This window comes from Roseateles oligotrophus, from assembly GCF_025717515.1.
Lineage (GTDB): Bacteria > Pseudomonadota > Gammaproteobacteria > Burkholderiales > Burkholderiaceae_C > Paucibacter_A > Paucibacter_A oligotrophus.
Genome location: NZ_JAJIRN010000006.1, coordinates 111,472 through 135,613 on the forward strand (window position 1 = coordinate 111,472; position 24,142 = coordinate 135,613).

25 protein-coding genes are annotated in these 24,142 nt (G+C 62.8%); 11 read left to right on the top strand and 14 right to left on the bottom strand.

All coding sequences use genetic code 11. The features are described 5' to 3' along the window. Positions 1 to 72: 72 nt before the first annotated feature. The 11 genes from LNV07_RS13915 to LNV07_RS13965 all read right to left on the bottom strand — a co-directional run bounded on the left by LNV07_RS13915 (position 73) and on the right by LNV07_RS13965 (position 12,244). Positions 73 to 888 carry a DUF4198 domain-containing protein gene (locus LNV07_RS13915; RefSeq protein ID WP_263571767.1) on the bottom strand — a complete coding sequence of 272 codons (816 nt, stop codon included), beginning with the start codon at positions 886 to 888 and terminating at the stop codon, positions 73 to 75. 11 nt (positions 889 to 899) lie between these two features. After that, positions 900 to 1,415 carry a DUF2271 domain-containing protein gene (locus tag LNV07_RS13920; protein ID WP_263571768.1) on the bottom strand — a complete coding sequence of 172 codons (516 nt, stop codon included), beginning with the start codon at positions 1,413 to 1,415 and terminating at the stop codon, positions 900 to 902. Positions 1,416 to 1,424: 9 nt separating this feature from the next. Continuing rightward, positions 1,425 to 2,090: a PepSY-associated TM helix domain-containing protein gene (locus LNV07_RS13925; RefSeq protein WP_263571769.1), complete on the bottom strand. Its 666-nt coding sequence runs from the start codon at positions 2,088 to 2,090 to the stop codon at positions 1,425 to 1,427. Continuing rightward, positions 2,087 to 2,770 (bottom strand): Fe2+-dependent dioxygenase, encoded by a 684-nt coding sequence (locus LNV07_RS13930; protein ID WP_263571770.1) that lies wholly within the window; start codon positions 2,768 to 2,770, stop codon positions 2,087 to 2,089. Before LNV07_RS13930 ends, LNV07_RS13925 begins: the two co-directional genes overlap by 4 nt. Before the next feature lie 31 nt (positions 2,771 to 2,801). Continuing rightward, the gene (locus LNV07_RS13935) at positions 2,802 to 5,201 is read right to left on the bottom strand and encodes a catecholate siderophore receptor Fiu (RefSeq protein WP_263571771.1); all 2,400 of its coding nucleotides are present in this window, start codon (positions 5,199 to 5,201) and stop codon (positions 2,802 to 2,804) included. 164 nt (positions 5,202 to 5,365) lie between these two features. Then, positions 5,366 to 6,736, bottom strand: coding sequence for an ATP-binding protein (locus LNV07_RS13940; protein ID WP_263571772.1), 1,371 nt, complete (start codon positions 6,734 to 6,736; stop codon positions 5,366 to 5,368). Between the two features lie 5 nt (positions 6,737 to 6,741). Then, the gene (locus tag LNV07_RS13945; protein WP_263571773.1) at positions 6,742 to 7,485 is read right to left on the bottom strand and encodes a response regulator; all 744 of its coding nucleotides are present in this window, start codon (positions 7,483 to 7,485) and stop codon (positions 6,742 to 6,744) included. Between the two features lie 17 nt (positions 7,486 to 7,502). Further along, entirely contained in the window at positions 7,503 to 9,935 is a 2,433-nt protein-coding gene (locus LNV07_RS13950) for an ABC transporter permease (RefSeq protein WP_263571774.1), read from the bottom strand. Continuing rightward, on the bottom strand, positions 9,932 to 10,678 hold the full coding sequence (locus tag LNV07_RS13955; protein WP_263571775.1) for an ABC transporter ATP-binding protein: 747 nt from the start codon (positions 10,676 to 10,678) through the stop codon (positions 9,932 to 9,934). Before LNV07_RS13955 ends, LNV07_RS13950 begins: the two co-directional genes overlap by 4 nt. Positions 10,679 to 10,898: 220 nt before the next feature. Beyond that, positions 10,899 to 11,537: a 3-oxoacid CoA-transferase subunit B gene (locus LNV07_RS13960; RefSeq protein ID WP_263571776.1), complete on the bottom strand. Its 639-nt coding sequence runs from the start codon at positions 11,535 to 11,537 to the stop codon at positions 10,899 to 10,901. A gap of 2 nt (positions 11,538 to 11,539) precedes the next feature. After that, positions 11,540 to 12,244, bottom strand: coding sequence for a CoA transferase subunit A (locus tag LNV07_RS13965; protein ID WP_263533218.1), 705 nt, complete (start codon positions 12,242 to 12,244; stop codon positions 11,540 to 11,542). 112 nt (positions 12,245 to 12,356) lie between these two features. Between LNV07_RS13965 and LNV07_RS13970 the strand changes: the two genes are divergently transcribed. The 3 genes from LNV07_RS13970 (at position 12,357) to LNV07_RS13980 (ending at position 15,318) form a co-directional block, all read left to right on the top strand. Then, a complete protein-coding gene (locus LNV07_RS13970) occupies positions 12,357 to 13,586 on the top strand; it encodes a hypothetical protein (protein WP_263571777.1) in 1,230 nt (409 codons plus the stop codon). A gap of 67 nt (positions 13,587 to 13,653) precedes the next feature. Then, positions 13,654 to 14,760: a substrate-binding periplasmic protein gene (locus LNV07_RS13975; protein ID WP_263571778.1), complete on the top strand. Its 1,107-nt coding sequence runs from the start codon at positions 13,654 to 13,656 to the stop codon at positions 14,758 to 14,760. Positions 14,761 to 14,772: 12 nt separating this feature from the next. Further along, positions 14,773 to 15,318 carry a LuxR C-terminal-related transcriptional regulator gene (locus LNV07_RS13980; RefSeq protein ID WP_263571779.1) on the top strand — a complete coding sequence of 182 codons (546 nt, stop codon included), beginning with the start codon at positions 14,773 to 14,775 and terminating at the stop codon, positions 15,316 to 15,318. Between the two features lie 25 nt (positions 15,319 to 15,343). Here the strand turns inward: LNV07_RS13980 and LNV07_RS13985 are convergent, their stop codons facing one another. Continuing rightward, positions 15,344 to 15,559: a SlyX family protein gene (locus LNV07_RS13985; protein ID WP_263571780.1), complete on the bottom strand. Its 216-nt coding sequence runs from the start codon at positions 15,557 to 15,559 to the stop codon at positions 15,344 to 15,346. A gap of 221 nt (positions 15,560 to 15,780) precedes the next feature. On the opposite strand from LNV07_RS13985, the gene LNV07_RS13990 reads away from it, so the two are divergent. The 8 genes from LNV07_RS13990 to LNV07_RS14025 all read left to right on the top strand — a co-directional run bounded on the left by LNV07_RS13990 (position 15,781) and on the right by LNV07_RS14025 (position 22,565). After that, complete coding sequence (locus LNV07_RS13990) at positions 15,781 to 16,578, top strand: sulfurtransferase (protein ID WP_263571781.1); 798 nt, start codon at positions 15,781 to 15,783, stop codon at positions 16,576 to 16,578. After that, entirely contained in the window at positions 16,575 to 17,531 is a 957-nt protein-coding gene (locus LNV07_RS13995) for an alpha/beta fold hydrolase (RefSeq protein WP_263571782.1), read from the top strand. The genes LNV07_RS13990 and LNV07_RS13995 overlap by 4 nt, the downstream gene beginning before the upstream one ends. Positions 17,532 to 17,593: 62 nt before the next feature. Then, positions 17,594 to 18,397, top strand: coding sequence for a lysine/arginine/ornithine ABC transporter substrate-binding protein (locus LNV07_RS14000; RefSeq protein ID WP_263571783.1), 804 nt, complete (start codon positions 17,594 to 17,596; stop codon positions 18,395 to 18,397). A gap of 39 nt (positions 18,398 to 18,436) precedes the next feature. After that, a complete protein-coding gene (locus LNV07_RS14005; RefSeq protein WP_263571784.1) occupies positions 18,437 to 19,141 on the top strand; it encodes an ABC transporter permease in 705 nt (234 codons plus the stop codon). After that, on the top strand, positions 19,138 to 19,824 hold the full coding sequence (locus LNV07_RS14010; RefSeq protein WP_263571785.1) for an ABC transporter permease: 687 nt from the start codon (positions 19,138 to 19,140) through the stop codon (positions 19,822 to 19,824). The genes LNV07_RS14005 and LNV07_RS14010 overlap by 4 nt, the downstream gene beginning before the upstream one ends. Before the next feature lie 11 nt (positions 19,825 to 19,835). Beyond that, positions 19,836 to 20,951: a succinylglutamate desuccinylase/aspartoacylase family protein gene (locus tag LNV07_RS14015; RefSeq protein WP_263571786.1), complete on the top strand. Its 1,116-nt coding sequence runs from the start codon at positions 19,836 to 19,838 to the stop codon at positions 20,949 to 20,951. A gap of 21 nt (positions 20,952 to 20,972) precedes the next feature. After that, positions 20,973 to 21,743, top strand: coding sequence for an ABC transporter ATP-binding protein (locus tag LNV07_RS14020; RefSeq protein WP_263571787.1), 771 nt, complete (start codon positions 20,973 to 20,975; stop codon positions 21,741 to 21,743). A gap of 576 nt (positions 21,744 to 22,319) precedes the next feature. Next, positions 22,320 to 22,565 (top strand): hypothetical protein, encoded by a 246-nt coding sequence (locus LNV07_RS14025; RefSeq protein WP_263571788.1) that lies wholly within the window; start codon positions 22,320 to 22,322, stop codon positions 22,563 to 22,565. A gap of 40 nt (positions 22,566 to 22,605) precedes the next feature. Here the strand turns inward: LNV07_RS14025 and LNV07_RS14030 are convergent, their stop codons facing one another. Continuing rightward, positions 22,606 to 23,331, bottom strand: coding sequence for a DUF599 domain-containing protein (locus tag LNV07_RS14030; protein ID WP_263571789.1), 726 nt, complete (start codon positions 23,329 to 23,331; stop codon positions 22,606 to 22,608). Between the two features lie 35 nt (positions 23,332 to 23,366). Further along, the gene (locus LNV07_RS14035) at positions 23,367 to 24,080 is read right to left on the bottom strand and encodes a pirin family protein (protein WP_263571790.1); all 714 of its coding nucleotides are present in this window, start codon (positions 24,078 to 24,080) and stop codon (positions 23,367 to 23,369) included. Positions 24,081 to 24,142: the final 62 nt, after the last annotated feature.

Here is a 24,142-nt window from a genome sequence, read left to right on the forward strand (position 1 = left end):
GCGAGCATTTGCAACAACGCCATGCGTTCAAAGCGACCGCCGCGCCGACCCCGGCTATTCACGGATAAGTTCTTACTTGGGCAGTACCTCAAAAGTGGCGCTGTAACGGTAGCGCTTGGCAGGCTGCTCGGCCGTGGCGGCCGATTCGTGACCCAAGCCCAGCCAATAGCGACCGGGCTCGGCCCAGGTGATTTTCAACTCGCCCTGTGCGTCGGTTTTCAGCGTCAGCTCGCCGAGCTTGTAGCGGTAGCGACTGCCGCCGCGCAAGACGGTCACGGTCGCATCCGGCAGCGGCTTGCCGTCAAGCAGCAGGCGCAGATGCACGGCGTCGCCATTGGAGAGATCGGTGACCGGCGTCAAGGCTTGCAGGGCCAGACCCTCGCTGCCGGGCTGAGCGGGCGGCAGGCCGGCTCGCTCCTTGCTGACAAAGGTCTCGCTGAGCATCCAGGTGCGCGTGACTTGCAGTTCCTGGGCCTCGGCCGGGATCTGCGCGGCCATCTCAGACGGCTTGCCGCGCCAGCGCTTGGTGTCGCCGCCCAGCTTGTAGCTGGCGAACACCGACTCGGCGTTGTTGCTGATGCGGTAGGTTCCGACCTGTTCGAGCTTGACATCGAAGCTAGTCCGGTTGCGCGCCGTGACGGCAGGCTCGGGCGTTAGCGCCTTGCCGTCAGGTCCGAGCACCAGCACTTGCCCCAGTTGCAGGCCGATCTCGTATTCGAACAACTCCTCGGAGGCGACCGCATCGATGCTGACCAGCGTCGGCTTGGCGCCGGCTGCCGCGTTGATATGCGCTGTTTGGGGCAGCAGCCAGGTGCGGTGCGCTTGCGCTGTGCCGGCCGCAAGCAGAGCCAAACCGGCCAAGCCAAGCGCTGTGATGGATAGTTTCATATGTATTCCCCTCAAGGTTTGACCGACAAAGACAAGGCGCCCAACTCATGCTCGCCCTGCACGCTGACCTGCGAAGCTGAAGCAATCGGCAACTGCAGGGCCAAGCGCTGAACCTCGCGGCCGCCGCCCTCGCGGGCGACTTCCACCACCAGCTCATATTTGCCGGCGGGCAGGCGCCCCAGGCTCTTGCTCAGGTCGACTTTGTGTTCGCCCACCGGGCGGGTGGCGCCGCTGACGCCGTCCATCGGCATGCTGAGATCGCGGCCGCTCTTGCGCCACCACTGGCGCATATCGGGCAGCCATTTGGCGCCGGCGTTATTGGCCTTTTTCTGGTCATACCAGACCGCCAGACTGGTGGCGGGCTCGCCGGCCCGCTCGGCCCATATCGCCACATAAGGGCGGTGGTATTCGGCCACATTGAGGCGCGGCAGCTCCAGACTGAGCTGCACTTCGGCGGCCCAGGCGGGCAGCGCGGTGCTCGCACTGGCAAGCAAGACCGTGTAGGAAAGAAGAAGTTTGTTTTGCATGGAGAAAGTTCAATGAACAAATACAAGTAGCAAGACGACCGGCAGCAGCAAACCTGCGGCCACCAGGGGCCAGACGCTGCGGCGCTTGGCCGCGTGCATCTTCAGAATCAACAAGCCGGTGATCGCAAAAAGCAGGCTGGCGACGGCGAACAGATCGATGAACCAGCTCCAGACCTGGCCGGTATGGCGCCCTTTGTGCAGATCATTCAGATAGGCGACGGCGCCGCGCTCGCTGCGCTCGAACTCGGCCTCACCACTGGGCAAGGCGATGCGCAGCCAGGCGTCGCCGCCGGGGCGTGGCAGGGACAAATAGAGTTCGTCAGGCGCCCATTCGGCCAAAAGGCCTTCGGTCTTGAAGTCCCATTGCTGGCGCAACCAATATTGCAAGGGCGGCGGCAACTCGGACTTCTTGGTGCCCGAATGTGCAGCCACCAGCGTGGCCCGCAGCACCGCGTCGGGCAACTGCGCCTGCCCGCTCGAAATCCTTGCCTTGGATTCAAACAAGCCGGCATTATTCAGCGTTAGCCCCGTGACGCTGAACATCAGCAGCGCCACCAGGCTGATTGCGCTGCTGACCCAATGCCACAGGTGCAATTGCTTCAGGTAGGCGGCCCGGCTCTTGGCCTGCGCTTTTGTCGGCGCTGGCTCGCCGGCAATATAGGCAGTAGCGCTCATGTCTCGGCCCATTGCCGCAAGAGGTTGTGATAGTGGCCGCTCAAACTGACGGCCTCGTCAATCTCGCCAAAGCGAGCGCGCAGGCTCTGAATGCTTTGATCGAGCTGATAGAGCATCGCGCGGCGGCCGTCGTCGCGCACCATGCTCTGGGTCCAGAAAAAGGCGGCGATGCGTTCGCCCGAGCTCACCGGCATCACCTGATGCAAGCTGGTCGACGGGTACAAGACCAAGTCGCCCGCAGGCAGCTTGACCTCATGGCTGCCATAGCTGTCCTGCACCACCAACTCGCCGCCGACATAGTCATCCGGCTCGCACAGGAACAGCGTGCTCGACACATCGCTGCGCAGCGGCTGATGGCTGCCCATTTGACTCATCACCGCGCCGTCCACATGCAGGCCGTAATGCTCGCCGCCGGCATAGCGGTTGAACAAGGGGCTGAGCATGCGCAAAGGCAAGGCCGCAGAGAAGAACTGCGCATGAGCCTTCAGCCGCTGCTGGATCAGCTGACCCAGTTCCACCGCCAAGGCCGAGCCGGGCTTGAGCTGCTGGTTGCGCTTGACCTGCGCACCCAAGGCTCCCACCGTCGCGCGGCCATCGCCCCACTCGCCCTCGTTCAGCAAACGTTCACGGAACTCGCCCACTTCGGCGGCCGTCAGCACGCCCTGGATATGCAGCAACATCGTCGCCCTGCCCTTTTCTAGTCTTGCTTGATCAGTACTTGAGATTCAGCGCCAGGCCCATGCTGCGCGGCGCGCCCAGCGTGAAGCGGTTGCGCCCGTTGTTGACCGCGGCCAGATAGAACTTGTCGGCCAGGTTGGACACATTGAACTGCAGGCCGAGGTTCTTGTTGATCTCATAGGCCGCCATCGCGTCGAACACCCAGTAGCTCGGGATGCCGGCTATGCCGATCACAGGCGCCGCGCCGTTATTGACCTGCGTGGTCTGGCTGGCGGTGTAGCGCGCGCCACCGCCCAGGCTCAGGCCCTGCAACAAGCCATCGGGCAGCTTGTAGTTGACCCAAGACGTAAAGCTCAACTTCGGCGTGTAGACCAGCTGAGCGCCGGTCTGCACATCGACCTGGCCGGGCAGCACCGTGACCGCCTCGTTGACCTTGCTGTCCATCCACACCAGCCCGGCCTGCAATTGCAGGTTGCTCGACACCGCGCCGGCCGCGCCCAACTCCAGGCCCTTGACCGTCTTCTTGCCGTATTGCGTCACTTCGCCGGTGGCGCTGCCGGCGCGGGCCAATTCATTCTCGTTCTCGGAGCGGAACAGCGCGGCGGTCACCAGCATTTGCTTGTCGAACAAGTCCCATTTCGCGCCCAGCTCCAAGTTATTGGCCTGCTGGGGCTTCAAGTTAGCTGCGTTGATGCTGACCGCCTTGGTGTCGCCACTGGGCGTCGCGCTGCTGAGCGCAAAGTTGTCGCTGCCGGGCGGCTTTTGCGAGGTGGCATAGGACAGGTAAACGCTGCCGTCGGCGCTTGGCTTGAACAGCAGGCCGAGCTTGCCGCTGAGCAAGCTGTCGCTACCCGCCAAGGCGGTGGCGGCCACCGGCGGCGTGGCCGTGGCGGGGATGCTGGTGTACTCGGTGCGGAAGCGCTCGGCACGCAGGCCCGCGCTCAGCTGCCAGCGATCGCTGAGGTCCAGGGTGTCGAACAAAAAGGCCGCAGCGGTGGTGGTCTCGCCGGCCGTGCTGGCGCCGTTGCGGGTCAGCGGCGCGAACTTGGCATTGACCGAGGGCGCATACAGATTGGCGCGGTCGCCATCTGTATTGACGTAAGCAAAGCCGGCCGTGTTTTGCTTTTCATGCGTGAACTCGACACCGGTGCTGATATTGTTTTTGACGCCGGCAAGCGTGAACGCGCTGTTCAGGCTGGTCTGGTTGGCCAGAATCTGGTTGCGCTGATCGCGGCCCAGGCGGGCGCGGCCTACCGTCCAGTCTGCGGGTTTGGCGGCATCACCGATGATGGACCAATTGCCGGGCGAGCTGCTGATGATGATGTTGGTCAGATTCATGTCCTGCTGGGTGCGACCAAAGCGCGAGATATTGCGCAGGCTGCTGCCCGGCGCGAAGTCATGCTCCAGGAGCAGGGTCAACATATCGGCTTGCGTGTTGTCGAAATCGTTCTTGCTGCCGTAGAAGTTGCTGCGATCGACCGGCTTGATCGCCGTGGCCAGCACGCCACCCACCGGCGGTTTGGCATTGGCACCGGCCAGATCCTTGAAAACCAGCTGATTGCTAAAGCCCATCAAGCCCACGCCGGGGATGCCGCCGTCCGGCGTGGCATCCTGGTCCACATGCAGATAGCTCAGCGTCGCGCGGGTGGCTGTGCCCAGGCCCAGCGTCAAGGAAGGGGCCACGCCCCAACGGTTGCGCTCCAGCACATCGCGGCCCTGCACATTGCCGCGGTCGCTGAACACATTCAGACGGAATGCCGCGCCGGGCAGACCGAGGTCGAGCTTTTTGTTCAGATCGGCCGTCACGCGCACGCGGCTGCCGCTGGAGACCTGCGCCGAACCCTCGGCGAAGTCCCGTAACTGCGCCTTCTTGCTGACCATATTGATGAAGCCATTGGGCGAGCCGCGGCCGTTGTCGGCGCCGCTCGGGCCCTTGACCACTTCGACCGCCTCGGTGTTGAAGGTGTCGCGGGTGATACCGCCGAGGTCGCGCACGCCGTCCACAAAGATGTTGGCGCTGGCGTCGAAGCCACGCATGAAAACGGTGTCGCCGGTATTGGTGTTGCCGTTCTCGCCCAGGGTGAAGGTGATGCCGGGCGTGTTGCGCAAGGCCTCGCTCAAAGACGCAGTGCCCTGCTGCTGGATCAACTCACGGTTGATCACGGTGACGGTCTGCGGCGTGTCCAGCAGCGGCTTGACGAACTTGGCCGACGAGGCCGACTCGGCCTTGAATTCGTTCTCGACCACGGCCTTGGCCTTGGCGCGCACCACCGGCAGCGCCTTGTCGGCCGACTCTGTAGTTTGGGTCTGCGCCCATGCGCCGATCGGCAGCGTCAGGGCCAGCAAGGTCGCGCCGGCGACCGTCGAAGAAGAAGATGCGGATGAAACGCTGGCCGGCATAGCCGCATGCTTGCGGCTCTTGATGAAAGACATTGAGGAACACTCCAGGGATCGAATTGGATTTCTTCGAGCGCGGGCGCTGCGCCGCTTTTTTTGCGTGCGCGCCTTACCTGGGGATAGCCTGGGTCTACTCTGCGACAGAACTCAAATGATAAACGTTCTTATTTAGATTTGCAAATCTAAGTGAGCTTGCGTGTCTATTCAAGCGAAAGCGGCAAGATGATTTGCGCCTCCAGGCCGCCCCCGTCCCGGTTCGCCAAGGAGAAGCGCGCGCCCAGCGCAGCCGACAGCTGCTGCGCGATGGCCAAGCCCAAACCGGTGCCGCCGGTGCTGCGGTTGCGCGAACTCTCCACCCGGTAAAAGGGTTGCAGCACGGCCGCCAACTGATCGGGAGGGATGCCGGGGCCACGGTCCCGCACGGAGATACACAAAGCCTCGGCCGAGGGCTGGTCGACCCAGACCTCCACGTCCTGGCCAAACTTGAGCGCGTTGTCCAGCAAGTTGACGACCATGCGGCGCAGCGTGTGGGGGCGCGTCACCAAGACTGCCTTGAGCTCGCCACCGAGTTGAACCGAATGGCCGGCGTCCACATAGTCGCAAACCAGGCTGTCGAGCAAGGCGCCGAGGTCGACCCGGCACGCCGCTTCGTTGACACTTTGCGCGCTGCGAGCGTAGGCAATACCCTCCTCCACCATCGCCTGCATGGCGTCGAGGTCGCGGCCCAGCTTGTCGCGCAGCAGCGCGTCGTCCAGCAAGTCGGCGCGCAAGCGCATGCGGGTGATCGGCGTTTGCAAGTCATGCGAGATGGCGGCCAGCAACTGCACCCGCTCGGCCAGATGATCGGTGATGCGTTGCTGCATCGCGTTGAAGGCCGCGGCCGCGCGCGCCACCTCGGTCGGCCCGTCTTCGGCAATCGCCGCGCCCTGCAGTGACGTTCCCACGCATTGGCCCAAGCCTTGGCCCAAACGCTCGGCCGCTTCGGCCAGCGCTTGCAAGGGCCGGGTGGCCTGGCGCACACCCAGCCAGATAAAGGCCAGCATGATCAGCACCTGGCTGACAAACAGCGCGCCACCCCACCAGGAGACCGGGAAGCGCAGCTTGAAGACCTGAATCGTCAGCGGCGTGCCGTCCCGCAACAGCAAGCGAAGCCGCATCTCTTCGTCCGGCGTCGCCCCGGCAAGCACCGCCAAGGGGTAGCCGGTGCCCAGTTCCTGGCTCAAGTCGGCCAACAGCTCCCGCTTGCGTTTGGCTTGCAGTAGCTTGGCATCCATCACAAGGCCGGCAGCATCGACCGGCCCGAGGCTGAAGCGGTAAGACTTGCGTTGCATCTTGTCGAGCCAGGCGCTGCGCAAGGCCGGGCCGCTGATCTCCAGCTGCTGGACCAAGACGCCGGTGTCTTTGGCCAAATGCTCGCCGACCTTTGTTGCTTCGAAATCGAAGATGTCCAGATGACTCAAACCCGCGCCCACGATGTGAGCGGCCAGCAGCGCCGCCGACAAGACCAGCGCCAAGCGGCCAAACAGCGATGCGGGCAAGTAGCGCGTTAAACGCTCGGCGATTGAGCGCATCACCGTCACGCGCTGTCCCCGCGCAGCTGCACCGGCGTCGAAAACATATAGCCCTCACTGCGCACCGTCTTGATGAAGTCGGTCTCGCCCGCATCGTCACGCAAGCGCTTGCGCAAACGGCTGACCAGAATGTCGATCGATCGATCAAAGCTATCCGCCTCGCGGCCCTGGGTCAGGCTCAGCAATTGGTCGCGGGTCAAGACCCGCTGCGGGTGCTCCAGAAACACCCGCAGCAGCCGGTACTCGGCGCCGCTGAGCGAGACCAGGGCGCCGCTGCCGTCCAGCAGATGGCGGGTATGGGTGTCCAGCGTCCAGGCGCCGAAGCTCAGCAGATGGCCGCTGTCCTTGAGCTGCAAATGGGCCGGCACCATGCGGGCGCGCCGCAAGACGGCCTTGATGCGGGCCAGCAATTCGCGCGAGGCGAAGGGCTTGGTCAGGTAATCGTCGGCGCCCATCTCCAGGCCCAGGATGCGATCGGCCTCTTCGTTACGGGCTGTCAATAGCAAGATCGGCACTGGGTTGGCGGCCCCGGTCTGGAGCTCGCGGCACAGCGTCAAGCCGTCCTCGCCCGGCATCATCAGGTCCAGCACGATCATGTCGACGCGGGCGCTGCTGCTCATCAGCGCCCGCATCTGCCGGCCATTGGCCGCCGTGCTGACCTTGAAGCCGTTCTTTTCAAGGTACTGGCGCAGCAACTCGCGAATGTCTTCGTCATCGTCGACGACCAGAATGTGATCCTCTTTTTCCATACCGAGCTTTATAGCCTCTATTGGCAGGCGATCGCTTCGCGGACCGAAGTTCTTGAGGCCTGCCAGGCCGGCACAATACTGGCCATGACGGCGAGCCCCAAGCTGATCAAGAGCCAGATCCAGATGCCGCTGGGATCAAAGCGGAAGTCCAGCACGCTGCCCAGCATCAGGCCCACCAACAAATCCCCCATCGCCGCGCTGAGCGGCCAAGCCGCAGCCATAGCGAGCACGAAGCTGATCAAGCCGATCAAGACCGCCTCGCTGACCACCATCAGCCCGACCCCCTGGGGGCTGGCGCCGATTGCCCGCAGCACGCCCATCTCGCGGCGCCGCTCCAGCACATTCAGGCTCATCGTCGTCATCAGCCCCAGGCCACCGACGCCGCCGATGATGGCGGCCATGATGATCAGGAAGACATAAATCATCAGCATATGTTCGTCAATCACCGAGCGGCCCTCGCCCTTGCTATAGCTGCCGCGCGCCTGCACGCCTTGCGAGGCCATTTGGCGGTCGACTTCGGTCTTGACGGCTTTGATCGCCGCTTCGTCGTTTTGGCTCAAGACCAGGCTGACCGCGTTGCTGAGGCTAGGCTGCTTCAAGTCAAAAAACGCCTTCGGGATATAGGCGGTCGCGGGGCGGAAGGCTTCTCTGGCGATGCCCACCACCTTGAAGTCGGCCTGCTGGACGCCGGTTTTGCGGCTGCCCAGCTGCAGCCTGACGGTGCTGCCGATCAGGCTGCCGGGCGACTTCTTTGCCAGCACATGGTTGAGCACGACCGCATCGGTCTCACCGGGCAGCAACATACGGCCGGCGACGATGTGAGGCTTGAACAGCGCCGTCTGGGCCGGCAAGGCCACGACCGCGAAGTCACCGGCAGCGCCCTCACCGTTGGCGTCAACAATGATGCTAGGAGCCTTGCCGTTATCCAGAATGGCGCCATCGGTCTTGATCCAATATTCCGCCTGTTTGATACCGTTGCTCGCTTGCAGCGCGCGGCCGATCAGCGCATCCGGCGTCAGCTCGGCCAGGCTGACCGTCAGGTCGAAGCGCTGGGTCTCGAACAAGCTGTCCAGCGTGGCCATGATGGACGCCCGCACATTGAGCGCGGCCATGAAGAACACACCTGCGGTCGACAAGGTCAGCAGCGTCAGCAGCAGCCGGGTACGCTGGCGGAATGCGTTACGCAAGGCAAACAAGAGCGGACGCGCACCACGGCTGAGATTGAGCAGGGCGCGATCGATGGCGCTGGCGCCAAAGGCTTGCCGGGCCTGCTGGCTGACGCCGAAGTCGCTCAAGGCCGCCTGCACCGAGACGCCGCTGGCCTTCAGAATCGGCCGGGCCGCCGCCAGCAGCGGCACCAACACCCCCACCAAGGCGATCAAGACATAAAGCCAAACCGGCACGGCGAAGCTGTGGATGTCAAAGTTCAAAAACTCGCCCAAATAGCGGCACAGCGTTTGAGCCGCCGCCAGGCCGGCGGGCACGGCCAACAGCAAGGCCGCCAGCCCCAAGAACAGTGCCTGGCTGAAATAGATGCGGGCAATCTGCCAGCGCGAGCCGCCGATCGCTTTCATGACGCCGATCTGGCGGATCTGCCCCGCCATCAAGGCCAGGGTGAGGTTCACCACCAGCACGCCGCTGAGCAGCAAGACCAGCGCGCCGAAGCCGGCCATCACCAGCAGCAAGCTACCCATGATGCGGCTGTGCGGGTGCTCGCCCGGCACCGGCATATCGACCTTGCTGACCGCGAGCCCCCGCGCCTCAAGCGTCTGCTGCACTTGCGCCAACACGTCGCGGATATGGGCGGGGTTGAAGCGATCTTGCGCCACCACGATCTTGAGCTGGTTCAAAAAAGGCTCTTCGCCGAGCTGAGCCAAGGTCTCTTGGCTGATATAGCCGTAGACGATACCGTCCATGCGCGCTTGCGCCTGGCCCACATCATGGACGCGACCGCTGATTCGCAACTGCTGCTCTCGGCCCTGCCCGAGCTTGACCGTGAGGCTGACGCCCAGCCGGGTCTTGGCGACCTGAAAAGCATCCCGCTCGATCAAGACCTCACCCAGGGCCGGCGGCCAAGCGCCCTGCTCGGGTTGCAACGTGCTGACCTGCATCGCCCGGTAGTCCTTGACCACAAACAACGCCAAGCTGCGCCACTCGGCCGGGCCGGACTTGATTTTGCCCGCGACCACGCGGCGCGCCTCGGCCGCCCCGACGGCAGGGTTTTGCAGCACGGCCGCCAGAGTCGCTTCATCGACACGGTCGACAAACAGCGTCGCCGAGGCCGGATTGGTGGCCAGGTAGTCGTCATTGAGTTCGCGGGTCAGAATGGCATAACTGGCCAGCACAGCGGTAAAGCCGCTCACACCCAGGGCGATGGCCAAGACCACCAGCAGCGTGCGGGTGCGTTCCTGCCAAAAGTCGGCAATGGCTTTGCGCCAGGAGCTGTTCATCGGATGGCCCTTTCGCTGACGGCGACTTGGCCGTCTTTGATGGGCTTGGCGGAATTGCTTAAGCCACCATCGGCCACATGGATGCAGCGATCGCTGAGGCGAGCGATGTCTTCATCATGGGTCGCCACCAGCATCGTGGTGCCGGCGCTGGCCAAGTCACGAAACAGCGCCAGCACGGTGGCGGCAGTGGCGGAGTCGAGGTTGCCTGTGGGCTCATCGGCGACGATCAGCGCCGGCGCATTCGCCAAGGCGCGGGCGATGGCCACGCGCTGCTGCTGGCCGCCCGACAGCGTCGCGGGCAGCTTGCCGGCTTGCTCCGCCACGCCGACCTGGCCCAGCAAAGCCAGCGCACGGGCGCGCCGATCGCGGGCCGGGAATTTCTGGCAAAAGTCCATCGCCAGCATCACGTTTTCCAGCGCCGTCAGCGTCGGCAAAAGCTGAAAGAACTGGAACACCACACCGACCGCCCCGCCGCGCCAATGCGCCAATTGCTGCTCGTTCAAACCCTGCAAGGCCTGGCCGGCCACCGTGATGGTCCCGGATGTGGCGCGGTCGATGCCGGCGATCAGATTCAACAAGGTCGACTTGCCGCTGCCGGACTTGCCGAGCAGACCGACGAATTCGCCTCGCCCGATCTCCAGCGAGACATCTTTCAGCGCCACAAAGGCGCCCGAGGGGCTGGGGTAGCTTTTGCTGACCTGATGCAAGCTGATCAAGGCTCGCGGCATTTGTTGAATCGTCATGGCGTGCTTTCCAAAAGAGTCGGTTGCGAAGGGATCGGAAATCCGATGACTCGATTGAAAGCGCCTGGCTTTGCTGGCCTATGTCGTGAGCAGGGCTTTTTCGCACGCGCTTGTATCCAAGCGGGCGCAGAAACAGATCAGAAACAAATCCGCCCAGAAAGCAAAAAGGCCGGCTTGCGCCGGCCTTCTCACTGCATCGCATGCTTGCGATAGCAGCAACCTAAAGCAGCGGCACGCCCGTCTTGGCCTGCACATGCTCGCGCGTGACCCCCTCGGCCAGCTCGACCAGCATCAAGCCAGCCGCAGTCACGTCCATCACCGCTAGATCGGTGATGATGCGATTGACCACGCCCACACCGGTCAGCGGCAAGGTGCAGTGAGGCAGGATCTTCATGTCTTCCGTGCCGTCTTTCTTGCGCGCCACATGCTCCATCAGCACGATCACACGCTTGACGCCGGCGACCAGATCCATCGCGCCGCCCATGCCTTTGACCATCTTGCCCGGAATCATCCAGTTGGCCAGATCGCCCTTGGCGCTGACCTGCATCGCGCCCAGAATCGACAGATTGATCTTGCCGCCGCGAATCATCGCGAAGGAGTCATGGCTGCCGAAGATAGAAGAACCGGCAATGGTCGTGACCGTTTGCTTGCCCGCGTTGATCAGGTCGGCATCGACCTCCTCCTCGGTCGGGAACGGGCCAATGCCCAGCATGCCGTTTTCGCTCTGCAGCCAGACTTCCTTGTCTGCCGGCACGAAGTTGGCCACCAGGGTCGGGATGCCGATGCCCAGGTTCACGTAGAAACCGTCTTCCAGCTCCTGCGCGGCACGCGCCGCCATTTGGTCTTGAGTCCAGGCCATGATCAATCTCCCTTGACAGTCAATGTGCGTTTTTCAATCCGCTTTTCGGGATTGGCGTTCACCACGATGCGGTGCACATAGATGCCCGGCAGGTGCACGGCGTCCGGGTCAATCTCGCCGACCTCGACCAATTGCTCGACCTCGACCACGGTGATCTTGCCGGCCATCGCGGCGGCCGGGTTGAAGTTGCGCGCCGTGCGGCGGAACACCAGATTGCCGCTCTTGTCGGCCTTCCAGGCCTTGACCAAGGACACTTCGGGGCACAAGGCATGTTCCATCACATAGGTGTGGCCGTCAAATTCGCGCAGCTCCTTGCCGTCGGCAACGATGGTGCCCACGCCGGTGCGGGTGAAGAAGGCCGGAATACCGGCGCCGCCGGCACGCAGCTTCTCGGCCAGCGTGCCCTGCGGCGTGAACTCGAGCTGCAACTCGCCGGCCAGGTATTGACGCTCGAACTCTTTGTTCTCGCCCACATAGCTGGAGATCATCTTCTTGATCTGGCGCGTCTCCAGCAACTGACCGAGGCCAAAGCCGTCAACGCCGGCGTTGTTTGAAATCACCGTCAGATCCTTGACCCCGCTGTCGCGCAGCGCAGCGATCAAGGCCTCAGGGATGCCGCACAGGCCGAAGCCGCCGACCGCCATCAGCTGGCCGTCTTTGACAATACCCTTGAGCGCCTCGGCGGCACTGGGGAAAATCTTGTTCATCAATGGATCTCCGTTAATTTGTCGGACGCGGCAGAGCGTACTACGAGCGCGAGGCAAAATCGCTTACGTAGAATCGCCTAAAGCAAAACGATGTGGGGACATGGAGATCCGAATGAGAAGATGGCGTGCGCTATTGACCCCACTCGCCATATTGGCCATGAGCGGCGCCTATGCCGAGGGCCTTCAGTTCGGCGGTTTCGGCAGCTTGTCGGCTTACCGGGGCGATCAAAACGTGGTTGCCGTACGTCCTGGGGAACGAGTCAAGAACGCTTCACAGGACGGCCAATGGCGCTGGGACGGCGACACCGTGCTGGGCGCGCAGGTCGGCTGGCAGATGCTGGAGCAGCTGGAGCTGGTCTGGCAAGTCCAGTTACGCGACGATTTGGTGGACCGGTTTTCACCCAGCACCGAATGGGCCTATCTGGGCTGGCGACCCAGTGCTGACTGGTCAGTGCGACTCGGGCGTCAGCCCTTGCCGATTTTCCTGCACTCGGAGACACGTCGGGTCGGCTTCGCGCACACCACGGTGCGGCCCATGGCGGCAGTCTATGGGCTCAATGGCAGCGAGCCGGTGGACGGCATCAACGCCAGCTGGAGCAACCCGGCCTTGGGCGGCAACTTGACCCTGGATTTGGGAGCGGGCAGCAACTCGGTCAGCTTGCCGCGCGGCCGGGTCGACACCAAGTCATTGCTGGCCAGTACTTTGCGCTGGCAGCGCGAAGGTTTGTCGCTGCGCATGGGTCTGGCTTCCTACCGTTTTGACCTGCATGAAGCCAGCCTGGAAGCACAGTTCGAGGCCCTCAAGCAGCCCGGCAGCCCCTGCAGCAACTGCGCCAGCGTGCTGCCGGAGCGTGCGCGCACCCGCGATATCGAGGGTCACCTGATCAATATCGGCCTGAATTGGGAAAGCGGTGACTGGACCCTCACCGCGGAGGCCATGCAGCGCGGCGGCAACTCGATATTCAGCGCCGAGATCGGGGCCTGGTATGCCTTGGTGGCGCGGCGCTTCGGCCAGCTGACACCCTATTTCTCCGTCGGGGCCTCACGTTATTCTGAGGCGCCGCTGGGCCTGCAAGCCAAGGCGGGCAGCGGCCCGGGGACTGTTCAGGCGATCGCAGGTTTTGACCGGCGCCTGCAGAGTCCCTGGGGTCGTCGCGTCGAGCTGCTCGGCTTGCGCTGGGACTTCACCGAGAAGGCCGCCCTGAAGTTTCAGTACGAGCATTGGACGGCCACCCAAGACAGCAGCACGCCGCACGACGGCGAGATCCGCTTGACGGCCGGCAGCCCTGTGTGGGATGGCAAGGCCCAAATGCTGACGGTCAGCCTGGACTTCGTGTTCTGAGTCGGAGTCCATGCACATGTACATGCTCACCCTACTTCGACCTTTTCAGAGATGCTTGCTGCGGTGTTTGCTGACTAGCGTTGCACTGCTGACGCTAGGCATGCCGCTGCGCTCGCAGGCGCAAGCACAGGCACCTGCGCAAGAGCGGCCCGCGCTGCGGGTGGCGGTCTCACGGTCATTGGCGCCGCCGTTTGCCGTCTGGCGCGACAACCAAGCGGTGGGCGGCATCGACGTCGAAATTGCCCAAGCGGTCGCGACGCAGCTCAAAACTAATGTCGAATTCATTGCCCTGCCCCGACTGCGGGTCGAGACGGCCTTGAGCAATGGTGAAGCGGACATGGCCTGCAATCTGAGCCCCCTCAACCTGCCCAAGGAAGAAGCCCTGGCGCAAAGCGCCGAGCTGTTCGAGTTGCAAGAAATGCTCAGCGGCCACCCTGGCGCCCCGGGCGTAGATAAGGCCGAGCAAATAGCGCCAGGCACTGTGGTGGGCACCTTGCAGGGTCAGGCCTACGGGACCTTGGAGCCCTTGTTCGCGCAGGGTCGCCTCAAACGCGACGATGCGCTGGACGAAGAACGCCTCTTGATCAAACTGGCCAAAGATCGTCACCCTTACGGCATCGGCAACCGCGAGGTGCTGGGCTGGTTCGTCGCCCAGGGCGGCGAAGACAAGCTCGCCTCCTGGCGCTTGCCGCTGGGCGTTCGGCCCTATCGCTGTACCTTCTCGCCGCGCGGGCGTTTCGATGCGCGCCAACTCAACGCGGCGCTGGAGCAATTGCAGGCCAATGGCCGCATTGCGCAGATCAGCGCCGCGCATTCGCGGGCGACCGTGGCCGTGGTGGTTTCGGTCCAAAGCGGAGTTCGCGATGTCAACCGTTCGGCGCTGGTTGATCTGTTCATGGGGCGCAGCAGCCTGCTGGGCGCCCACCTGCCGGCGGAGCCGGTGATGAGCATCGGGCCGGAGCGCCAGCAGTTCCTCGGCGCGGTCTTGCAGCGCGAAGCGGCCCAGTTCCGCGCCGCCTGGGCCGTGCAGCAATTTGGCGGCCGGCGTCGGGCGCCGCTCGAATTGGGCAATGCCGAGGCCATGAAGAGTCATTTGCAAGCACATGCCCAGGCTGTCGGCTTCTTGCCGCTGGCCCTGGTCGACAGCTCCCTGCGCATCATCTATTTGCCCTAACTCGCCGCTTCAATGCCACTTGACTACCGCACTGCCTTTGATTTGGCGCCGATTGGCCTGGTGCTGTCGGCCAATCGTTTGATCGTCGACTGCAACCGCCATTTGCTCAATATGTTCGGCGCCGAGCAAAACCAGCTGGTTGGCCGCAGTTTCGAGGTGCTTTACCCCAGCCTGATCGAGTTTGAACGCACCGGCGCGCGCATCGTCGCCAGTCTCGACGCCGGCGGCTTCTACGCCGATGACCGGGTGATGAAACGGGTCGGCAGCGGCGAGCTGTTCTGGTGCCATGTCTCGGGCCGAGCCTTGAACCCGGCCGACCCGCATGCGCAAGGCATTTGGAGCTTTGAGGATTTGTCGGCCCATCGCCAACTGAAGGCCGACCTGACCGCACGCGAGCGCGAGATTGCCGCCCTGTTGATCGAGGGCCTGAGCAGCAAGATGATTGGTCGCCGGCTTGACATCAGCCCGCGCACGGTCGACGTGTACCGGGCACGCCTGATGAAAAAATACTCGGCGGCGTCAACGCCGGAGCTGATCCACAAGATGCTGAGCGCCTAGACTCGGTCGCGCAGGTTCAACACGCTCAATAGTGCGGAGGCAAGTCATCCATCAAACTGCGAAACACGGGCGGCCCTGACTCGGGCGCCTGTTGGCGCAGGGCAGCAAGCTCGCGCAGCAGCAAATCGATTTGTTCTTGTTGGCGCGTGATGATCAGGTTCAGCTGATCCAAGAGATCTTCGGAGAAGCTGGCCTTGATTTCCAGCTCGGTCAGGCGATGTTCGATATTTGTTGAGTCCATGGCGGTATTGGACTTCATTCTGGCAAGCGCGCAGTTCAGCCCCAAACAAGCGTCCGGTCCGGTTTGATGCCGAGCAGCCGGTCGGTGCCCGCAGCCGCCATCCAAAGTGACACCCCGCGACTCAATTGAGCGCAGCCGGACCCCGCTGCGCGCTCCGCACTTCACTCTGCGTCCGCATTGCTCGGAATGAACACGGCCGCTTGCCTACAATTGCGCCAATCATGCAAAACATCCTGCCCATTCTCAATATTTCGTCCTACAAGTTCGTCGGCCTGCCGGACTGCCACGCGCTGCGCGACAGCTTGTTCGAGCGGGCCGCCGCGCTGGACTTGAAGGGCACCGTGCTGCTGGCCGAGGAAGGCATCAATCTGTTTCTGGCCGGCAGCGCCGAAAACGTGCGCGCCTGGGTGACGGCACTGAAGGCCGACGGCCGGTTCGCCGACCTCGAGCCCAAGGAAAGCTGGAGCGAGGCCGTCCCGTTCAGGAAATTGCTGGTCAAGGTCAAGGCCGAAATCATCCGCATGAACCACCCGGCCATCCGGCCCGACGCGCTGCCGCGTGCGCCGACTCTCGCCCCGACGACGCTGGCGCGCTGGCTGGCGCAAGGCCATGACGACGAGGGTCGGCCGGTCGTGACGCTGGACACCCGCAATGCGTTCGAGATCGACTACGGCACCTTTGAGGGCGCGATCGACTGGCGCATCAACAAATTCAGCGAATTCCCGCAGGCGGTGCAAGAGCACCGCGCCGAGTTGATGGGCAAGACCATCGTCAGCTTCTGCACCGGTGGCATCCGCTGCGAGAAGGCCGCCATCTACCTCGAACAACAAGGCCTGGACGGCCCGGTCTACCAACTCGAAGGCGGCATTCTCAAATACTTCGAGGAGGCCGGCGGCGCCCATTACCGGGGCGATTGCTTTGTGTTTGACCAGCGCGAGGCGCTCGACGCCGGCCTGCTCGCGTCAACGGAAATCTGCCGCCCGGCCAGCGAGGCTCACCGCGCCCCTGCCGAGGGATGAGTCGCCTGGCGGAAAGCCTGCTGCGTGCGCTGGGCCTGCTTTTGCTGCTGGGCGCCTTGGGCTTCGCCGCCAGCAAGGCCCCCGATCGCCCACTGGAAAGTCTGGTCCTGCGCTGGGCACCGCCGCCCTCCGAGTTCATCGATTTGCAAGGGCAGTTGGTGCACTTGCGCGACCAGGGCCCGGCCGGCGACAAGCTCCCCATCGTGCTGATCCACGGCACCTCGGCCAGCCTGCACACCTGGGAGGGCTGGGTCAAGGAACTCTCGAAGACGCGCCGCGTCATCAGCTTTGATCTACCCGGTTTCGGGCTCACCGGTCCCGCTGCTTCGGGTGACTACAGCGCCGACGCTTACGTCGAATTTGTGCGCAAGCTGCTCGATCATTTGCAGCTTGACCGGGTCGTGCTGGGCGGCAATTCGCTCGGCGGCGAGATCGCCTGGATGGTGGCAGCGGCCGCACCCGAACGGGTGGCCGCGCTGATCCTGGTCGACGCCGGCGGCTACGCCTTCACGCCCGAGTCGGTGCCGATCGGCTTTCAATTGGCCCGCCTGCCCGGTCTCGGGGTCTTGAGCGAGTACATGCTGCCGCGCTCCGTCATCGAGCACAGCGTCAAGAGTGTCTACGGCGATCCGGCCAAGATCAGCCCGGCGCTGCTTGAGCGTTATTACGAGTTGACCCTGCGCGCGGGCAACCGGGCCGCTTTGCGCCAGCGCATCAATCAGATGGTCTTGGGTGATCAAGCCGAACGCATCAAGACCCTGCATCAGCCGACCTTGATCCTCTGGGGAGCCAAAGACAGGCTGATTCCGCCCAGCAACGGCGCGGCCTTCGCGCGCGATATTCCGGCCAGCCAACTGATTACGTTTCCCGGTTTGGGACATGTTCCGCAAGAAGAAGATCCGATCGCCACCGTTGCAACGGTGCAAAGCTTTCTCACTACGCTCAAACCCTAGGTCCGCAAGCCCTATATCCATAGCAAGATGTAGGCTTTATTTTTCACACTCTTGGAGTAGCCATGCAAAGACGTCATCTGATTGCCCTCGCCGCCATCGCCTGCAGTGCCTTGACCGGATTCACCGCCTTCAGCGCCCAAGCGCAAACCGCGGACATGAAAAAGATCCGCATTGGTGTCGAAGGTGCTTACCCGCCCTTCTCCGAAGTGGGTAAGGACGGCAAGGTCCAGGGCTTCGAGATCGACCTCGCCAATGCCTATTGCGCCGAAATGAAAGTCACATGCGAGATGGTTCAGGTCGACTTCGACGGTCTGATCCCGGCCCTGCAAGCCCGCAAGATCGACGCCATCATTGCCTCCTTGTCGATCACCGATGATCGCAAAAAGGCCATCGCCTTCTCCAATGCCTACTACAACACGCCGGCACGATTCGCCGGCAAGGCCGACGCCAAGCTCGACTTCACGCCCGCCGGCCTGAAGGGCAAGAAGATCGGCGTGCAGCGCGCGACCATCCATGAAACCTACGCCGCCGCGATCTTCAAGCAAAGCGAAATCGTCCGCTACGCGACCCAGGATCAGGCCTTTCTGGATCTGAAATCGGGCCGTATCGACCTGACCCTGGCCGACCTGGTGGCGATCGATCAAGGCTTTCTGGCCAAGCCGGACGGCAAGGGTTTCGCGATGGTTGGACCGAGCTACGACGACGTCAAATACTTCGGCACCGGTTCAGGCGTCGGCATGCGCAAGGCCGATGAGAAGGTGCTGGGCAAGAAGTTCAATGACGCGATTGCAACGATCGCTGCCAACGGCACGTTCAAAAAGCTCAATGACAAATACTTCCCTTACGATCTCGCCCCGAAGAAGTAATTGTTTCCAAATTGACAGATAGAAATTGAGATAGCGCCAATGGCTTTGCATGGCTTGTTGATTGACTTCCTGCCCAGCCTGTTCGAAGGGGCCGGGGTGACGCTGAGCGTAGCCCTGGCCTCAATGACGATGGCGATGACGCTGGGCCTGATGGGCGCCCTGGCCAAATTATCCAAATGGCGCTGGGCCCGTGGATTGGCCTATCTCTACACGACCTTGATTCGCGGCGTACCGGACCTGGTTTTGATGTTGCTGATCTTCTATGGCGGCCAGATCGGCCTCAATGAGGCGCTGCTGGCGCTCGGCCACGAGGAGTACGTCGACATCAACCCTTATGTGGCCGGCGTGCTGACGATCGGTTTCATCTTCGGGGCCTACCTGACCGAAGCCTTCCGCGGCGCCTTCCTGGCGGTGCCGCCGGGTCAGCGCGAGGCCGGCCTGGCTTTCGGCTTGACGAACTGGCAGATTGCCTACCGCATCACCTTGCCGCAGATGTTTCGCCACGCGCTGCCGGGCTTGTCAAATAATTGGTTGGTGCTTATCAAGAGCACGGCCATCGTGTCGGTGATCGGTTTGTCCGACCTGATGACGCGCGGCCAGCAAGCGGCCGGCTCCACCCGTCAGCCCTTGATGTTCTATATGGCGGTGGCGCTGATCTACCTGCTGTTCACGACGGCGTCCGAGTTCTTGTTCAACTGGCTTGAGCGGCGCTTCTCTACCGGTGTGAGAAAGAACGCCTTATGAATCTCGACACCATCATCGAGAACCTGCCGCTCTATCTGAGCGGAGCCTGGACCACCCTGCAATTGCTGCTGGTTTCGCTGCTGCTGGGCCTACTGTTTGCCGTGCCGCTGGGTGTGCTGCGCAGTCTGCGGGGCAGTTGGATCTCACGCGCGGTCTGGGTCTACACCTATGTGTTTCGCGGCACGCCGATGCTGGTGCAGCTGTTCTTGGTCTATTACGGTCTGGCCCAGTTCGAGGCGGTGCAGCAGAGCGTGCTGTGGCCGTTTCTGAGTTCGGCCTGGTTCTGCGCCTGCCTGACTTTTGTGCTCAATACCTGCGCCTATACGACCGAGATCATCGCCGGCTCGATCAAGGCGCTGCCGGCCGGCGAGATCGAGGCGGCCAAGTCGATAGGCATGAGTCGATGGGTGATGTTTCGCCGCATTGTCTTGCCCTCGGCCTTGCGCCGCTCGCTGCCGGCCTATAGCAATGAGGCCATCTTCATGCTGCATGGCACCTCGCTGGCCAGCATCGTCACCATTCTTGATCTGACCGGCGCCGCCAGGCAGGTCAACTCGACCCACTACATCCCCTTCTCCGCCTTCATTACCGCAGCGGTCTTTTACTTCTTGATGACGCTGACGCTGGTGGGCCTGTTCCACAAGGCCGAAGCGCGCTGGCTCAAGCCCTTGATGCCACGCTGATCCTCGCCACTATGCAACTACAAAAACACGCCCTTCTTTCGCCCGCACCGGGCACCCAGCGCGAGCTGATCTCGCTGCATTACGGCAAGACCGGCGGCAGCAAAGCCTATATCCAAGCCTCTTTGCATGCCGACGAATTGCCCGGCATGCTGGTCGCCCATCATTTGCGCCTGAAGCTGAACGCCTTGCAGGCCGCCGGACGGATCAGCGGCGAGATCATCCTGGTGCCGATGGCCAATCCGATCGGCTTGTCGCAATATTTGCTGCATATGCATCAAGGCCGTTTCGAGACCGGCAGCGGCGAGAACTTCAACCGCCATTACCCCGACCAGACCGAAGCGGCAGCGCTGGCGGCACAAGCGCAACTGGGCACCGACTCGGCCCATAACGTGCAGGTATTGCGGCGCGAGTTGAAGCAGGCAGTCGAAGCCTCTGTGGCCGACACCGAGTTGAAGTCGCTGCGCCGCACCTTGATGGCGCTGTCTTGCGATGCCGACATCGTGCTCGACCTGCACTGCGACGCGCAGGCCGTCATGCATCTCTACACCGAGACGCCCTGCTGGCCCGAATGCGAGGCGCTGGCCAATTACCTCGGCGCACGCGTGACCTTGCTGGCGCAGGACTCCGGCGACAACCCGTTTGATGAGGCCTGCTCGCAGGTCTGGTGGAAATGGGCCAAGCGCTTTGAGGGCCGCTTCCCGATTCCGCAGGCTTGCCTCGCCGTAACGGTCGAGTTGCGCGGCGCCGCCGATGTGGAGCATGGCCTGGCTGAGGCGGACGCGCAAAACATTATCGATTTCCTTGGCTATCGCGGACTGATCAGCGGGGAGGTGCCGGCCATGCCCGCGGCCGCCGGCGATGCCCGCCCACTGGCGGGCTGCATGCCGATCAAGGCCGCGAGCGCCGGCGTGTTGACCTTTCTGCGTCAAGCCGGCGAGGCGGTCGCCGTCGGCGATGTGTTGGCCCATGTGATCTGCCCTTTGAGCGGCGCGGTTGCCGAGCTGAAGAGCCCTGTCGATGGCCTGTTTTTTGCCCGCGATTTTGTTCGTTTCGCGAGTGCCGGCATGACGGTCGCCAAGGTCGCGGGGCGCGAAGCATTGCGCACCGGCAAATTGCTCAGTGCCTGAGTTGAAACAAGAAAGCTCGAGATGTCCGAAGCCAGTCTGATTGTCGAAAACCTGCACAAACGCTACGGCGAGCGCGTCGTATTGAAGGGCGTGTCACTATCGGCCAAAACCGGCGATGTGATCACCTTGATCGGTTCCAGCGGTTCGGGGAAAAGCACTTTTTTACGCTGTCTGAACCTGCTGGAGCAGCCGTTTGAGGGCCGACTGTCGCTGGCCGGAGAAGAGCTGAAGCTGGTGCGTGACAGTGACGGCAGCCTGAAGGCCGACGATGCCAAGCAGTTGCAGCGCTGGCGCTCGCGCCTGGCGATGGTGTTCCAGAACTTCAACCTCTGGGGCCACCGCACGGTGCTCGAAAACGTCATCGAAGCGCCGGTCTATGTCTTGGGTGTGCCCAAGGCCGAGGCGATCGAAAAGGCCGAGGCCTTGTTGGCGCGGGTCGGCGTGTCGCACCGCAAGGACGCATACCCGGCACAACTGTCGGGGGGCGAACAGCAGCGCGTGGCGATAGCGCGCGCCTTGGCGGTCGAACCCGAGGTGATGCTGTTTGATGAGCCCACCTCGGCGCTGGACCCCGAGTTGGTCGGCGAGGTGCTCAAGGTGATGCGTGATCTGGCGGCCGAGGGGCGCACGATGATCGTCGTCACGCATGAGATGGGCTTTGCCCGCGAGGTTTCGAACTACACGATGTTCTTGCACCAAGGCCGGGTCGAGGAAGAAGGCAATCCGCGCGAGGTGCTGGTCAGGCCGCAAAGCCCAAGGCTGCAGCAGTTCCTGAGCGGCGGGCTGAAATAGCGGCAACTGGCCAAGGCAGAGCCCTGGTCTGCGTGGTCGCCGCAATGTAAATGCAGGGGGGCCGATCTCCAACAGCGTAGCTTGCGCGCCAAGGCGCGTAGAGCTACACACCGAGATCGGGTCACCAGCGACAACCGGAGATCGGCCATGGTGTTTAGCTTGTGCGGAGATGCTGCTTAGCCTGAGCATGCATATAGCTTCGACACAGGAACACTGCGGATCAACGCGCGCTGGGGGTGGGAATCCCCGGTCAGCCGGCTCTTGATCCGCAAGCTCATGGGCGGGTCTATTCGATTGGAGTCCCACTTGGGTCAAGGCACCAGCGTGCCTACATCACCCTACCATTGACGGCAGCAACGGCGGCGGCGCCTTAGGCCGTCGACTCCCGGGCTGGGTCTTTGCCGAGCTGACCGACGACTTCGCCGGTATCGCGCCCCAGGTTTCCCCGCACTGGTGCGACAGGAAAAACTGCCGCAAAATCCAAGCACATCGACAAGACCGGCGTGCCGGCGATGTTGATGGGGCCCGATCCGGGTCGCTAATATAGATTCACCACCATTGAATCGGGAGTTAGACATGAACCAAGAACAGCGCACAAGCGTGATCATGATCGCCTTGTTGATGAGTTTTGTGGCGTCGGGCTGCAGCAGTACCGGCGCCAAGAATGATGCCGATCAGGATGAGGACAGAACTTACGTGACCGGCACGCGCATTCCCTACCGTGGCCCGCTCTACGTTGGAAAAATGGACAAAAACGATGTACGTGATTCGATTCGCGTCCAAGACATGTCGCGCAACCCTGGCTCAGGGGCTGACCGCTAGGCAGCAAGCGCAGATCGATCGGCCCAAAGCTCCGGCTGCTTCACGGGGAGTCGCCCGCGCCGGAGCGCAAGACCTCCAGGACCTCGGAGCGGAATTCGCGCTGGTAGAGGATGAAGATCACGCCGGCAGTGGAAAACATGAAAGCCCAGGGCGAGAAGAACCAGGCCACGACGGCAAAGGACAGGTAGTAGGAGCGCAGGCCGTCATTGAAGGTCTCGGCGGCTAGGCCCATCACGCGGCCGGCGCGGTCGGCGAAGTCCTCGCGCGAGGCTTCGCCCCGCTCGAAAATCAGGCAATCCGGCGCCGCACCGACCAGCAGTGCGCCGAAGGTGTATTGCCGCATGCTCCAGGTGAAGCGGAAAAAAGCATAGACAAAGATCGCCGTCAGCAGCACCAGTTTCAGCTCGAACACGAGCTCCGTGGTACGCGCCGCAAAGGGCAAGTCGGCCACCATCTCGGATGCCTTCTCTCCCGCCCCCAACATCGCCAGGAGGCCGCCGATGATCAGGATCGTCGTGGACGCAAAAAAGGACGGGCTGGTGGACAGGTTCTGCACCACCACGCCATCCACCACCCGCACCTCCCGGAACGTGGCCCGATACATCCAGCGCCAGCGCTCCCGGTTGGTGGCGGCCAGCAGCGAGCCATCAAAGTGCGAGCGTCGGCTGGCGAAGTTGGCGTAGCCCAGCCAACCCAAGAAAAACCCCAACAAGGCCAACCAATCGACCAAGGGCAAGAAGGCAAGGACTTTCAGCATCTCTTTCATGGGGCAATATTCAGGGGGCTCGGAAGGCCTGCATATTAAGCCGCCAGATCAAACACCAGCACTTCCGCGTCCTGCCCACCTTCTATCAGCAAGCGAGTCTCGTTGCTGAGCTGCAAGGCGTCGCCAGCCTGCAAGCACTGACCGTTCACGCTCAAACTGCCACGCACCAGATGCACATAGGCGATGCGCCCGGCCGCCAGCGCCAGCTCGGCACGCTCGTCAAGATCGAACAAACCGGCATATAGCTCGGCGTCGGCATTCAGGGTCACCGAGCCTTGCTCGCCGTTGCCCGAAGCAATCAAACGCAGCCGACCGCGTTTCTCACTCGCGGCGAAATGCTCTTGCTGATAGCTGGGCGCCAAGCCGAGCCGGTCGGGCTGGATCCAGATTTGCAGAAAATGCGTGCTCTGCCCCTCGGCATGGTTGAACTCGCTGTGGCGCACGCCGCTGCCCGCACTCATGCGCTGCACATCACCGGGCCGGATCACGCCGGGGCCTGAAGGTGCATCGCCGATGCTGTCCTTGTGGGCCAACTCGCCCGCCAGCACATAACTGATGATTTCCATGTCGCGATGGCCATGGGTGCCAAAGCCGGTGCCGGCGGCAATGCGGTCTTCGTTGATGACGCGCAGCGCGCCGAAGCCCATGCGCTTCTCGTTCATATAGTCGGCAAACGAGAAGCTGTGAAACGACTTCAGCCAGCCATGATCGGCATAGCCGCGCTCCGAAGATTTGATCAGTTCAAGCATGTTCTTTCGACTCCTGAGGCTTGGTCTACCACTTTGGTGACCAGGCCTTGACTGTAAAAGCG